The sequence below is a fragment of the Clostridium sp. JNZ J1-5 genome, from assembly GCF_053901425.1.
The window spans coordinates 3,009,579-3,023,637 of record NZ_CM132773.1 but is presented as its reverse complement, the minus strand read 5'-3'; the positions used below and the strand labels follow the sequence as shown (position 1 = coordinate 3,023,637).

Sequence of the window (14,059 nt, the reverse complement as noted above, 5' to 3'; positions counted from 1 at the left end):
TCAATTTGTTCAATAGCTAATATAATGGAAAATAAAATTTAATTAATATAGAATACTATAATTATTAGTAACGGTATAAGTTATTCTCCTACTTTTACTATATTCCTCTTTGTCAATTCTGCTGCCTTTAAAAAGAAATAAGCAATTAAACTGCCACAAACTGTATTAATCAAAAATGGCACTATAAAAAAGAATGCAGCTACATTTTTACCTAATATGAACTTAGCTATAGGAAAGGCTACTATAGCACCTATGATACCTGTCCCAAAAATTTCTCCTATAACTGCTAAAAACTTTTTATTTGTGCTTTTATAAAGCATTCCAGCTATAAAAGCTCCTATCATGCTACCAGGGAAAGCTAGAAGTGTACCTGTTCCCATCATATTTCTTATAAGTGATATGCAAAATGCACTTAGTACAGCATATCCTGGTCCAAGTATAACTGCTGCTAATACATTGATTATATGCTGAACGGGTGTACATTTAGATGCTCCTATTGGAAAGTATATAAGATTTCCACCTATAGCTCCAATTGCCACCAACATTGCTGCATATGTAAGTTTTTTAGTTTTCAACAAAATCTCCCCCTAAATTTATTATTTTAAAATAAAAAAATGTTTACCCAAAGGTAAACATTAAATATCGAACGTATTTACAGATTATATACTTATAAATTCGATTTGTTTCCCTACGGTAGTGTTAACTACATCAGGTTCTAAGGGTCAGGTTTTAACCTTCTCAACCAAAATGGTCCCCCCACAAAACTTTATATAATATTATTTATTTATATATTCAGTATACATTTTACTTATATATTTGTAAAGATAGGTTTGGCGTAAACTATTATTCACCTACAAATTCAGCTTTTCTCTTCTCAATAAAAGCTGTCATTCCTTCTTTTTGATCTTTTGTTGAAAAGCACATACCACAAAAATTTGATTCCATACTTAAGGCCGTGTCCATATCAATCTGTATACCTCTATTAATTACTTCTTTACTGTATCCAACGGCAAGCATGCTATTTTTAATTATTTTATCTGCTAGAGCTTCTGCTTCATCAATTAACTTCTCAGGTTCAACAATTTTGTTTATAAGTCCTATTTTCAAAGCTTCTGCGGCATCAATTATTTCACCTGTATAAATTAATTCTTTAGCTTTTGTTATCCCTACTATTCTTGGTAATCTCTGTGTTCCACCATATCCTGGAATTATACCAAGTCCTACTTCAGGCTGACCAAATTTTGCATTCGAAGAAGCAATCCTCAAATCACATGCCATGGATAATTCACATCCACCACCAAAGGCAAATCCGTTAATTGCTGCAATAACCGGTTTGCTCATTAATTCAAGTTTTCTCAAAACATTACTTCCATGAGCAGAAAATCTAGCTCCCTCTCCAGCAGACATATTTTGCATAACTAAAATGTCTCCGCCAGCAACAAAGGCTTTTCCCACCCCAGTAATAATTGCAACTTTTACATTAATATCGCTTTTAATATCATCAATAACAGAATCCAGCTCACTAATAACCTCATCATTAAGTGCATTCAAGCTTTTTGGCCTATTGATTTTTACAATGCAGATGCCTTGGTTTTTTTCAACAATCAAATTGTTATACCCCATTGTTAAGCCCCCTTCATTTCAATATAGCGTAAATTAAATTATTTTGTAGACTTAATTTTTCTCCCATTTTTATCATAAGTATAAAACCCTCTTCCTGTTTTGCGGCCAAAACGTCCTGCTGCAACCATCTTTCTTAGGAGGATAGAAGGTCTATATTTGGAATCGCCAAAATCTCTATGAAAAGACTCCATTACTGCAAGAATAATCTCAATACCAATCATATCCATTAATTCTAAAGGTCCCATAGGATGATTACATCCAAGCATCATTCCTTTGTCTATATCCTCGGCTGTTCCTACTCCTTCATCATACATGCATATAGCCTCATTTAACATTACAACTAAGGCTCTATTTACAATAAATCCAGGACTATCCTTTGCAATAATAGTCTCTTTACCAAGCATTTCTCCAACTTTAAGAGCTGTGGCAATAGTTTCTTGTGATGTAGACAGCCCAACAACAATTTCAAGAAGTTTCATCACTGGCACTGGATTAAAAAAATGCATTCCTATGAAATTTTCTGGCTTTTCCAAAACAGAAGAAATTGAAGTTAAAGACAAAGAAGATGTGTTACTTGCAAGTATGGCATTTTCCTTTTTAAGCTTATCAATTTCCTTAAATATTTTCTTCTTAGCATCAATGTTTTCATAAATTGCTTCAATTACAAGATCAGCTTCTGCAACTTTATCATAAGAATCACATAATATAAGCCTCTCTAAAGCTGCATTCTTTTCATCTTCAGTGATGATTCCCTTTTCTACATTTTTTATAAGCTGCTTCTCTATTCCTATCTTAGATTTTTCCACCCTGTACATTGTTACATCGTTTAAAATAACATGAAAGCCTTTTACAGCTGCTGTTTGTGCAATCCCCGCTCCCATTGCACCTGCTCCAATTACGAAAATTTTCTTAATATCCAAAATAGACTCCTCCTTAATTATTATAAATTTTTTATATTACATATTTTCAAGCACTATAGACATTTCTTCTTAATAATTTAGTTTTCTATCTAACTTTTTAATAAGAGCAACAACTGTGCCAACCTTTAGAATTAGCGCTATTAGACTTGAGTTTAGGTTCTTAAAGCTTTTCCTTGAAATATTAAATATATAAAAAACGCATATGAACCTTAATCGGTTCATATGCGTCTATATGTATCTCTCTAAAGCCTTATAAATTAAAATTCAATGATGATTTACTACTGGTTCTCATGAACCTTTTATGGTTCAATCACTTAGTCTAGCTCTAGCTTCTTTAAATTTTCTTACTACTGAAGTTTGACTAATATTTAAAACCTTAGCTGCTTCTCTTGTTGAAGTACACCGTTCCATAGCTAAATTAATCAATTGAGTTTCTGCCTGATCCATTAGATCTTTTAACGGAACAATATCTTTTAATATAATATGAAATTTATCATTGCTGCTTATACTGGTTATAAATTCATTAGGTAACTCTTTTTCAGTAATTAAATCATTAACGGTAACAACAACTAATCTTTCTATAACATTCTTTAATTCTCTTACATTACCTGGCCAATCATATGCCTCAAGGTATTCTAGTGCATCTACAGAAATTTCTTTATTACGCTTGTACTTTTTATTAAAATATTTTAGGTAATGCATGATTAATGGTACAACATCCTTATTTCTTTTTCGAAGAGGAGGTATATAAATTGGAACAATTCTTAATCTAAAATATAAATCTTGCCTAAATAACTTTTTATCTATTAGTTCTTCCAACTTTTCATTTGTAGCTGAAATTAGTCTGAAATTTACTCTATTTGATTTCACTGAACCTATCCTTGTAACTTCAAAAGTCTCAAGAACCCTTAATATCTTTCCTTGCAGAGCAATAGGCAAGGAGTTAATTTCATCTAAGAAAAGAGTTCCTCCTTCCGCAAGTTCTAATAGTCCAGCTTTTCCTCCCTTCTTAGCTCCTGTAAAAGCACCTTCTTCATAGCCAAAAAGTTCAGCCTCAAGTAAAGTCTCAGGTATTCCTGCACAGTTTATACTTATAAATGGCCCATTATTACGTGAACTCATCTCATGAATAAATCTTGTAAATACTTCTTTTCCAGTACCAGACTCGCCTTCCAATAAAACAGTGGAATCTACTTGTGCTACACGATATGCTAGATTCATCAGCTGTTTCATCTCTTCACTCTCAGCAATTATCTTTTCTTTATAATTTTTCTCCATTATTAATTGGGAATAATATTGCTTTGAAAGTAATTGAGCTTTGTTGCATTCATTTTCTAAGTTAATTAAATCAGTCATATCTCTCAAATTTGCTACAATATATTCTACTTCTCCAACTTCATCTAATATAGGTGTAGCTGTTATCATTACTTCTTTGAGTTTTTCAGCTTTAATAGTTTGATTTATGGTTATACGCTCTTTAGCTTCAATTGCCATTTGTATTACAGAACGATGAATAACCCCTTTTCCTATTAAATCTTGCGCATAACTGCCTATTAACTCCTCTTTCTTTAGTCCAATGATTCTTTGCATTCTACTATTTAAGTCTAAAATTAACCCTTTTCCGTCAGTTATGTATATTCCATCATAGCTAGATTGTAAAATAGCATTAAATTTAGCATTTACAATTTCAAATTTTTTGCCTTCTTCACCCATATTTTCTCTCTCCTTAAGGAATTCTATGGTACACTTTCTGACTTGTTATTATGCAAAAACTTTCCACTAATTAATTATAATTTTAAATTACTAAAGCTAATGTGTCTATACTATTATATGGCAGCTAATATTCATATAGATGCATCTTTCATTTAGATTCAGTTATGTTGACAATTTAATTTAAATATTGTAATATGTTTAGTAAATCCAATAAATAACTCCTTTGATAAGGAAGAGTAGCTAAAGTCTTAGGTTAAAGAGAGTCTGTGGTGGTGAAATACAGATACTGATGTCTTTAATGAATGGTCCTTGGAGGAGCTTGTGCGAAATTTATATTAGTTTTAGAGTAGCATTGGCCGTGAAGCTTCACGTTACAAAAGCAGGATATCGATTTATTTTAGTATAGTAAATCCGTATCTGATAAAGACACAGAATTTTTTCTGTTGCTTAGGTGGTATAACGAAATTTTAACTTCGTCCTAAATAGGATGGAGTTTTTTTATTTTATTATTATTGCCTAGCAGCTTGTAAAGTTCTGTAAACTAGAGTGGTACCACGAAATATTAGCATTTCGTCTCTTACAAGAGATGAAATGCTTTTTTTATTAAAAAATTTATTATACAAGGAGGAATCATTTATGGAAAAAATTAAAGAAAGTATGTTTGGGGAATTCGGAGGACAATATGTTCCGGAAAATCTAAAAAATTCACTTATGGAATTAGAATCTGAGTATAATTCTGCATTGGATGACCCTAACTTCATCCAGGAACTAAATTACTACCTAAAAGACTATGTAGGTAGAGAAAATCCTCTCTATTATGCAGAAAAATTCAGTAAATCTGTTGGTAATGCTAAAATTTATTTAAAAAGAGAAGATTTGAACCATACAGGCGCTCATAAAATAAATAATGCACTTGGCCAAGGATTATTAGCAAAAAGAATGGGCAAAAAGAAAGTTATAGCAGAAACTGGTGCTGGCCAACATGGCGTTGCTACTGCAACCGTTGCAGCTCTTTTAGGACTTGAATGTGAAGTATTTATGGGAACAGAGGATATGAGAAGACAAAGTCTTAATGTATTTAGAATGAATCTTCTTGGAGCAAAAGTTACTGGAGTATCAAAAGGAACTGGAACTCTAAAAGATGCTGTAGATGTAGCTATAAGTACATGGATTAATAGAGCTGAAGATACCTTCTACATTCTAGGTTCTGCTGTAGGCCCTCATCCCTACCCTTCTATTGTAAAAAACTTTCAAAAAGTAATAAGCGATGAAGCTAGAAAACAAATTTTAGAAAAGGAAAATCGACTACCTGACTATGTTATAGCTTGCGTAGGAGGTGGAAGTAATGCTATAGGAGCTTTCTCAGCCTTTATCCCAGATAATAGTGTAAAATTAATTGGCGTTGAAGCTGCTGGATTGGGGTTAGATACAGACATGCATGCTGCAACTTTAACTAAGGGAACCATTGGTATAGTAGATGGTATGAAAACCTATGTTATAACAGATGAATTTGGTAATGTAAAGCCTGTTTATTCCATATCTGCTGGATTAGATTACCCTGGAATAGGTCCTGAACATGCTTATCTAAAAGAAATTGGAAGAGCTGAATATGTAAGCATAACTGATATGGAAGCAATTGAAGCCTTTAAAACTTTATCAAGAGAAGAAGGCATAATACCGGCTATTGAAAGCTCTCATGCCTTAGCTTATGCTATGAAACTTTCAAAGCAGGTAGAAAAGGATACTATTTTTATAGTTAACTTATCTGGCAGAGGAGATAAAGATGTAAAAGAAATTATGGAAAAAGGCTATATAAAAGAAGTTTAGAGAATATGAAAGCCACAGCATAATTTATGCTATGGCTTTTCTCTAATACTTATTTTTAATTTATAGGGTTCTGTAAACATATCATATACAGAATTTTCAATTATGCAATGCCTAACTGTAAACAAAAATCCATTATTAACTGGATAAGCTACTTCCTTACTATTCATCATTACAAGTATTTCATCATTAGTTAATTCTTTTTCAATATTGTTTTCTGGAAGTGCTTTGCCGTTAATATCTTTAAATTCAAATATTACTCTCATAAGTTTTCCTCCTTAAAAGTCGTTAGCAAAACATTTTAACCTAATGCCATAAACTCTCTATTTTATTATAGCATTTATGTTTTACCAATCAATCTAGCACTGTAAATCTTAGTAAAGGTCATAAGGGCTAAACTTGCTCACCATAGTGCTAAAAAAATCTAGTAGCTATATTTTTAACTACTAGATCTTACATTAGTGGTTATATGTTTTTTAACAGCTTTAGAATTCAACTCCATATAATTTTATTGATTTTTGCTTAAGGATCTTTTCTCTAGATCTTTTAGAGCTTCTATAATACTTATAAAATCCTCACTTTCTCTAATCAAATCAAAGACCGGCTGTTCGAAAATTCTAAATACATTTTCATACAAATTCATTGTTATTGTAGGTTTTCCATCTGGAATTTCATTAAAGCACCAAACATTTCTAAACTTACCTGGTTTGTTAATATCATTGTTTCTCATATCTTCTGCCATTTTTTGCAGTATAGCAATGGCCTTTTCCACCTCATTAAATTTCAAATAAGTTTCTGCAAAATTTAAATATTCCATTGATAACCCTAGCACTGACTCCCCTTCGGTGGAAAGTACTTTTTTAATATCAATAGCTAAATTATAATATCTTTCTGCCATATTTAAATCTTTTTCATCTTTAATATAGGAATTGGCTAGTCCTATACATATAAGGGTTATATCATTTATATTCTTATACATTTTGCTTTGAAACAACTCTCTAGCTTTTTTAGTTTCGCCTTTTTTAACATATATACTTGCAAGTATATCATTAGGATCACACTGACTTTTATGAATTTTATTTAGAGCATCTATTGCTTTATCTTCTTCTCCAATTGATGAATAGAGAGCGCCAAGCTGGAATAATGCAGCTTCAACTAAGTCCATTCTACTACAATTTTCAGCTACACTCTCAAATAATTCAATAGAATAACTTAGCATATTCATATGATTTTCCTCATGATCTTCTTTCCATGAGTACATACTAAATAAAAATCCTATTCTAAGCTTTAGGAAGTAGCTTCCTGAATGCTTTAGTATATAACTTTTGCTTTTCTCTATTGCTTCATCTAAATTGCCATTACTAAAAATTGCTTCACACTCACTGAATATTTTCATAACTTCATCATCGGAAAGTTCAATTTTAAAGTTTAATAGTCTATCTATAGACACATTAAATAAAGTTGCAAGAGTAGGTAATAAGGTTATATCTGGATAGCAAATTCCACTTTCCCATTTTGATACTGCTGCTGTTGAAACTCCAATAAAATTTCCTAGCTGATCTTGAGTAATACCTTTTTCTTTTCTTAATTTAAAAATAACTTCACCTATTGGTAATTTGTCCATGTATTATCACTCCATAATTTTATTATAAGGCCTTATAAATTTAGTATATCTTAATCCATCCTGTATACCAATGGATACATAGTTAAACATTACCTAAAAAATTTAACTAATGGTTAAGTTTTCATGACAGTATTCTAAATTTTGGTTATAATATATAGTAACCTAAAGAAAAAACATATACCTTGAGAGGAGTTTTATTGTGAACAATACTTTTTTAGAAAAATATGCAGAACTTGTAGTAAAAGCTGGTATTAACATTCAAAAGAATCAAATTCTTGTTATATCAAGCCCAATAGAATGTGCTTTTTTTACTAGAAAAATAGCTGAAATAGCCTATAAAGAAGGTGCAAAGGATGTAGTCATAAATTGGGGAGATGAATTATTCTCAAAGATTAGGTTCTTGAATGCTCCAGAAAAGGTTTTTGAGGAATTTCCAGAGTGGCAAAAGGAGTTTTATTTATCCTATGTAAATCAAGGAGCAGCTTTCTTAAGTATATCTGCCTCTGATCCAGAACTTATGAAAGATGTAAATCCTGAAAGAATGTTAAAAGCAAGAAGAACTAGTAGTGTTGCGCTAGCAGAATATAGAGAAAGACTTATGAGCAATAAAAATGTGTGGAGCATTGTATCAGTTCCTACAAAAGCTTGGGCAACAAAGGTATTTCCAAATCTATCAGAAGAAGAAGCTATTGATAAACTTTGGGAATATATATTCATAGCTGTTAGAGCTGATAAAGGAGACCCTGTACTTGCTTGGGAAGAGCATAAAAATAACTTAAAGAAAAATATTTCATTTTTAAACAATAATAAATTTAAATATCTAAAATATAAAAATTCTCTAGGCACTGATTTAAAGATAGAGCTTCCTGAAGGCCACATATGGCTAGGTGGTTCAGACTATACACCTGATGGCTTAGAGTTTATTGCAAATATGCCAACAGAAGAAGTATTTACTCTCCCTAAAAAGGATGGAGTCAATGGAACAGTAGTAAGCTCTATGCCTTTAAATAGCAATGGAAACTTAATCGAAAATTTCTCAATTACGTTTGAAAATGGAAAGATTGTAGATTTTAAAGCTGAAAAAGGCTATGATACCCTTAAAAATATTATTGCAACCGATGAAGGAGCTCACTATCTTGGTGAAGTAGCCTTAGTTCCTTATGATTCACCTATTTCAAACTTAAAAACAATATTCTTTAATACTCTTTTTGATGAAAATGCATCTTGCCATTTAGCCATTGGAAATGCATACCCAGTATGTATAAAAGATGGTGAAGAAATGAGCAAAGAAGAATTAGATAAGAATGGTGTAAACTCTTCTCTTACCCATGTAGATTTCATGGTAGGAACAAAAGATCTCCAAATTATAGGAGTTACATCAGAAGGCACAGAAATACAAATATTTAAAGATGGTAATTTTTCGTTTTAAAATAAAAAACCCTTAAATAGTTATTCTATTTAAGGGTTAAAATATTCATTAATTAGATAGTAGTTATATTTTCTGCTTGAGGTCCTTTTGGTCCGTTAACAACGTCATAAGAAACTTTTTGACCTTCTTCAAGAGATTTGTAACCTTCTGAATTTATTTGAGAAAAATGTGCGAAAACATCTTTTCCATCTTCTCCTGTAATAAATCCAAATCCTTTTTCTGAATTAAACCATTTTACTGTACCATTCATATAATGTGTACCTCCGAAATTTTATTTGTCTTAAACTCTTTATAATAATACACCAATAAAATTCCGTTATTAAAATACTATATGTAAGTACTAATTGAAATATATTTATGTTTTATTATTTACCATTAATTTAAGCAATAGGTTTACTATACCACACTATATTATATAAAGCAAGTTATTTTAATACATGGAATGTAATTTTAAATTCCTATCTTTGTATATTTAAGAAATCCATCTTTCATAATTAACTGAATCTTTCCTGTTTCATTTAAGTATTCCACATATGATTTTAACATTCTTTCTATTACGGAATATCTTTGTATGCTTTTCACCCTAATATTAAAACTTTTAATAACGGCCTTCATAATTTCTTCCATTGTCATAGTACCATCTATGGCATCATACACTCTTTCAGCTCTGTTTTTATAGAAATTTACATTGTCAGTTATAAGTTTTGTGATATCATCATAGATACCATTGTGTGCCACTACATATTTGCTGCACTTTAAATCATAGAGCTTTATTTTACTTTTTAGATCTTCTCCAAGTGCAAAAGCATAAGGCATTTTAGCACCTTCCATAACTTCATAGCTTATAAGGGCATCCCCTACATAAGCAACATCATCTGGGGTGATAATTGATATATGTGCAGGACTATGTCCTGGTGTATGAAGAATTTTAAACTTAATACCACACACATATATTTCCTCTTGTTCATTAGAAATCATAATGTCTGTTTTGCAAATCATATCTCCAAAATATTCTCTTATTTGAGATACAGTTTGACTGATATAGTAAGCTTTCAGATTTATTGCTGAACTACAAACAAGAGCTTCATAAGTTGGCATAGCGATAATACAGTTATATTTGCTTTTTAAATATGTATTATTTCCTATATGATCTATATGAGCATGGCTGCATATTATGGCAATCACCTTAAAGTTGTTTTCTTCAAGAAGCTCATCTATTCCTTCTCTCTCTCCTTCTGCCCACCCTGAATCCAACATAATAATTTCTCTGTCATTAATTTTATAAAAAGGTATGCATGTCATTCCAGTATCAATACAAAATGTATTTCCCTTTATTTCTTTTATCTCCATATGACTTTCTCCTTAGATTTCATCTAATTTTCATTATTTCAATACAGATATTATAATTCATGTAAAAATATTATACCATTAATATATATACTCTTATCTTAAATCTTATTATAATGCACATCCATCTCCTCTTTCTAATTATTTATTATTACTTATTGTTCTTAATTACAAAAGCTTAAACAAGCATTTGTTCATTATATATAATTATCAACATACTTTTTTCTAAAAATAAAAACAGATTACTCTTAGAACTTTTAAGAGTAGTCTGTTTTTATAAATTACCTATAGGTACCTATGGCCTAATATTCTTGACATCAGTTTAACTTGAATAACTTATGAAATTATAAAATTTTACAATTTGAACTAGGTGCCTTGGCAAAAGATCAGATGGGCTGAGCTTTCTCAATATTTAAGTGTAAACTATAAGTAATTTCTAAAGTATAAAACTCATTGGTTGGATTATACTATGAAGTAAAGCATTAAGCAATTAACTACGAACACAGCAACTGCAGCAATTAAACTATATGGAATAACCTTATTGAATTTTAAATCAAAATTTGCAAGATACGGTAGTGCAAAGAACGGTATGATAACATTTGTAGTACCATCCCCTAACTGATAAGCACTAATAACTGCTGGAAGATTTGCCCCTGTTTCAATACTAGCAGGTATAATGTATGGAGCCTCAATTACAAACTTAGATCCTCCAGATGGTACTGCTATGTTCAATATAGCAGAATATATATAGGCGATTATTGGAAATGTTTTTCCATTTGAAATTGAAATAAAAAAGTGTGCAATAACAACCCCTAAACCTGTAGAACTAATAATACCAAAGATACCAGCATAGAATGGAAATTGAATTACAAAACCCCATGTGCCCATTAGTCCTTCCCTAATATTTTTACAAAACAGTTCAGGATTTCCGCAAAGTATCATACCCAAAGAAAGCATCAAGAAATTATAGTTATTAAGAGTTAGACCATCTAAACCAACCTTTGCAAGATTGAATACACTCCAAATTAGACCAATACCTCCGAAAATATACATAATCATTCTACTATTATTCATTTTTAACGCTGGAGTACTTCTATCAAATTTGAAATCATCATCGTTATTTAAAACTTCGTTCATGAATTTATCACTTATTTCTTCAATTTTATCATCTTTTTTAGGCGCCATTATTAAACATATACTAGTACATACAACTACCCCCAGAATAAGGGTAACAATAAAAGCAGGATTAGCAACACTTTGTGACAAAGATATTGTATTTGGAGTCAAATTTTTATATTGATCTGCCACTAAATTTTTTAAATATCCAGGAGTTGCTGCATATAAAGCAGCTGCACCTGATATTCCTGCGGAGCCAGGCATAAAGGAAAGGAAGATTGCAGTAACTAAGGTAGCTTTATGCACCTTAATTCCACGCTTTTTTGCAGAAGCCAACAGTTCGCGTCCTAGCATGATACCTCCCATCATGCCAATGCCCCAGTGGATATATCCCAAAACTGCAGTCCCCACAGCCCCTACGATTACTACTTGGACTGCATTCTTAGGTATGGATGCGATCTTAGATAGAACTCTTTTCGCTGGAGGAGAAGCTGCGACAGCGTTTCCTGTAACTAGAAGGAGTGTCATTTGCATTGTAAACGCAAGTAATCCCCAAAATCCCCCGACCCAAGAATCCACAATATTAACAGCCCCTGGTTTCATACTCCAAAATGGAGTTTTACACAAGATCATCGCTAATACAGAACAAAGAATAGTCAATGCTAGGCATATGAAAAAAGATTCTGGAACCCATTTTGTAAACCAATTAATGTATGCGTCCATTTTTGTTGTTTTTACATTTTTTGAATTTTCAATTTTAATGTTCACAATATCCCCATCCTTTTTAATTTAGTAGTACTCTGCTTACTTTATTCTATTAAATCTTCAAGATAGACATAGCTATACTTAATCTTTAAACTTACATTAAGTATCTTAACTTATCCTAAATTCCAAATTGCCCAGGATGAACCTTTACATAAAAGATATTTTCCTGAGCAACACTGGATTGTAAGTAACAAATATAGCCAAGTTGTTAAATATAGCAACTTATATCATTGTATTTCTTCAAATACTTATGGAACTTTATAGCTTAATCTGATTTCTCTAACCTAAATATCTTTTATTATTCCAAAGAGTATCTTGCTTTTCCATATTTATCTTCACCGAGATATTTTACTTCTTGCCCAATTTTAATTTTCATCCCCTGAACATAACCTTCTAATAAAGAGGCAAATTTAGAACCATTCTCTAATTCTATTATGGCACTTACATATGGAAGTCTATCTAGAAAAGCGTCAGTGGTTGAATATAGAATACTATAAGTATAAATAGTTGGGTTTTTCATATTTTACCTCCCTTTAAAAATGTGAACAAGACATGTACCAGCAGTTCCACCTAGATTGTGAGACAGTCCAACGTCTGCTTTATTTACTTGTCTATGCCCTGCATTACCTCGTAATTGAGTTACAACTTCATAGATTTGACTTATACCTGTAGCACCTATTGGATGCCCTTTTGCCTTTAAACCACCACTCGGATTAATAGGCCTTTTTCCATCAATAGAAGTTATACCTTCAGCCACAGCATCTGCTCCATGTCCTCGCTCTGCAAATCCTAAGTCCTCTATATTAATAATTTGAGTAATAGTAAAACAATCATGAACCTCAGCAAAATCAATATCACTAGGTGTAAGTCTTGCCTGATCATAGGCTTGTTTAGCAGCACTTATAGTTGCATCAAAACTCGTTATAGACTTCTTGGTAAAAAGAGTAATAGTATCGCCAGCATGCCCTGACCCAACTACTTCCACAATCCTATGCTTGCTAATCTTTTTCGCAATATCAGTAGTTGCTAAAACCACAAATGCAGCTCCATCTGTAACTAAAGAGCAGTCGAAAATTGAAAGTGGATCAGCAATAAAAGGTGCAGATAAAACCTTTTCCAAGGTGATCTCTTTTGGCATTTGAGCATCTGGATTAAGGCTAGCATTATGGTGAGCATTCACCGCACAAAGACCCATTTCTCGCTTCACGTCTCGATATTCGTAAAAATATCGATTTGCCATCATAGCAAAGTTAGCAGGGAACGTAAGTCCTTCCATAGCTTCTAGATCATAATCCATGGCAGATGCAATAGCTTCTGTAACAAGTTCTGTGGGTTGATGCGTCATCTTCTCTACGCCACCAACCAAGACTACATCGTATATTCCGCTCATTACCGCAATTAAACCCATGCGGAAAGCTAAACTTCCAGATGCACAGGCTCCTTCTGTACGGATGGTAGGAATGTTACCCAATCCTAATACCTCAGAAACTAAAGAACCCATATGCCCTTGACCACAAAGAACTTGGCTATTAAAATTTCCTATATAGAGTGCTTGAATATCTTTTTTATCTAAACCAGAATCAGCAATAGCTTGCCCCCCAGCTTTCAATATCATTTCACGCAGTGATAGATTTGGATATCTACCCATTTTAGTTTCACCAATTCCAATAACAGAAACTGAACGCATAGCTTCTTCCT

13 protein-coding genes, 1 riboswitch and 1 other annotated feature are annotated in these 14,059 nt (G+C 32.0%); of the genes, 2 read left to right on the top strand and 11 right to left on the bottom strand.

The annotated features are described in order from the left end of the window. Positions 1-80: 80 nt before the first annotated feature. The 4 genes from thiW to ACWW38_RS14545 all read right to left on the bottom strand — a co-directional run bounded on the left by thiW (position 81) and on the right by ACWW38_RS14545 (position 4,256). A complete protein-coding gene (gene thiW, locus ACWW38_RS14560; protein WP_456258249.1) occupies positions 81-575 on the bottom strand; it encodes an energy coupling factor transporter S component ThiW in 495 nt (164 codons plus the stop codon). A gap of 92 nt (positions 576-667) precedes the next feature. Beyond that, positions 668-768, bottom strand: a riboswitch (TPP riboswitch). Between the two features lie 75 nt (positions 769-843). Next, on the bottom strand, positions 844-1,623 hold the full coding sequence (locus tag ACWW38_RS14555; protein WP_456258248.1) for an enoyl-CoA hydratase-related protein: 780 nt from the start codon (positions 1,621-1,623) through the stop codon (positions 844-846). A gap of 38 nt (positions 1,624-1,661) precedes the next feature. Next, entirely contained in the window at positions 1,662-2,537 is an 876-nt protein-coding gene (locus ACWW38_RS14550) for a 3-hydroxyacyl-CoA dehydrogenase family protein (protein WP_456260470.1), read from the bottom strand. A gap of 312 nt (positions 2,538-2,849) precedes the next feature. Then, positions 2,850-4,256 carry a sigma-54 interaction domain-containing protein gene (locus ACWW38_RS14545; protein ID WP_456258247.1) on the bottom strand — a complete coding sequence of 469 codons (1,407 nt, stop codon included), beginning with the start codon at positions 4,254-4,256 and terminating at the stop codon, positions 2,850-2,852. Positions 4,257-4,470: 214 nt separating this feature from the next. After that, positions 4,471-4,740, top strand: a binding site (T-box leader). A gap of 152 nt (positions 4,741-4,892) precedes the next feature. On the opposite strand from ACWW38_RS14545, the gene trpB reads away from it, so the two are divergent. Beyond that, a complete protein-coding gene (gene trpB, locus ACWW38_RS14540) occupies positions 4,893-6,083 on the top strand; it encodes a tryptophan synthase subunit beta (RefSeq protein ID WP_456258246.1) in 1,191 nt (396 codons plus the stop codon). Between the two features lie 29 nt (positions 6,084-6,112). On the opposite strand, the gene ACWW38_RS14535 is transcribed toward trpB, so the two are convergent. Further along, positions 6,113-6,346, bottom strand: a complete 234-nt coding sequence (locus ACWW38_RS14535) for a hypothetical protein (RefSeq protein WP_456258245.1) — start codon at positions 6,344-6,346, stop codon at positions 6,113-6,115. Positions 6,347-6,588: 242 nt separating this feature from the next. After that, a complete protein-coding gene (locus tag ACWW38_RS14530; protein ID WP_456258244.1) occupies positions 6,589-7,704 on the bottom strand; it encodes a helix-turn-helix domain-containing protein in 1,116 nt (371 codons plus the stop codon). Positions 7,705-7,903: 199 nt separating this feature from the next. Here ACWW38_RS14530 and ACWW38_RS14525 point away from each other — a divergent pair, with 199 nt between their 5' ends. After that, on the top strand, positions 7,904-9,133 hold the full coding sequence (locus ACWW38_RS14525; protein WP_456258243.1) for an aminopeptidase: 1,230 nt from the start codon (positions 7,904-7,906) through the stop codon (positions 9,131-9,133). Positions 9,134-9,185: 52 nt separating this feature from the next. On the opposite strand, the gene ACWW38_RS14520 is transcribed toward ACWW38_RS14525, so the two are convergent. The 5 genes from ACWW38_RS14520 to ACWW38_RS14500 all read right to left on the bottom strand — a co-directional run bounded on the left by ACWW38_RS14520 (position 9,186) and on the right by ACWW38_RS14500 (position 14,048). Further along, positions 9,186-9,383, bottom strand: coding sequence for a cold-shock protein (locus ACWW38_RS14520; protein ID WP_456258242.1), 198 nt, complete (start codon positions 9,381-9,383; stop codon positions 9,186-9,188). Between the two features lie 200 nt (positions 9,384-9,583). Beyond that, a complete protein-coding gene (locus ACWW38_RS14515; protein ID WP_456258241.1) occupies positions 9,584-10,483 on the bottom strand; it encodes an MBL fold metallo-hydrolase in 900 nt (299 codons plus the stop codon). A gap of 459 nt (positions 10,484-10,942) precedes the next feature. Next, positions 10,943-12,364: a TIGR00366 family protein gene (locus ACWW38_RS14510; protein ID WP_456258240.1), complete on the bottom strand. Its 1,422-nt coding sequence runs from the start codon at positions 12,362-12,364 to the stop codon at positions 10,943-10,945. 295 nt (positions 12,365-12,659) lie between these two features. Continuing rightward, complete coding sequence (locus tag ACWW38_RS14505) at positions 12,660-12,881, bottom strand: OB-fold domain-containing protein (RefSeq protein WP_456258239.1); 222 nt, start codon at positions 12,879-12,881, stop codon at positions 12,660-12,662. A gap of 3 nt (positions 12,882-12,884) precedes the next feature. Continuing rightward, positions 12,885-14,048, bottom strand: a complete 1,164-nt coding sequence (locus tag ACWW38_RS14500; protein WP_456258238.1) for a thiolase domain-containing protein — start codon at positions 14,046-14,048, stop codon at positions 12,885-12,887. Positions 14,049-14,059 lie beyond the last annotated feature (11 nt).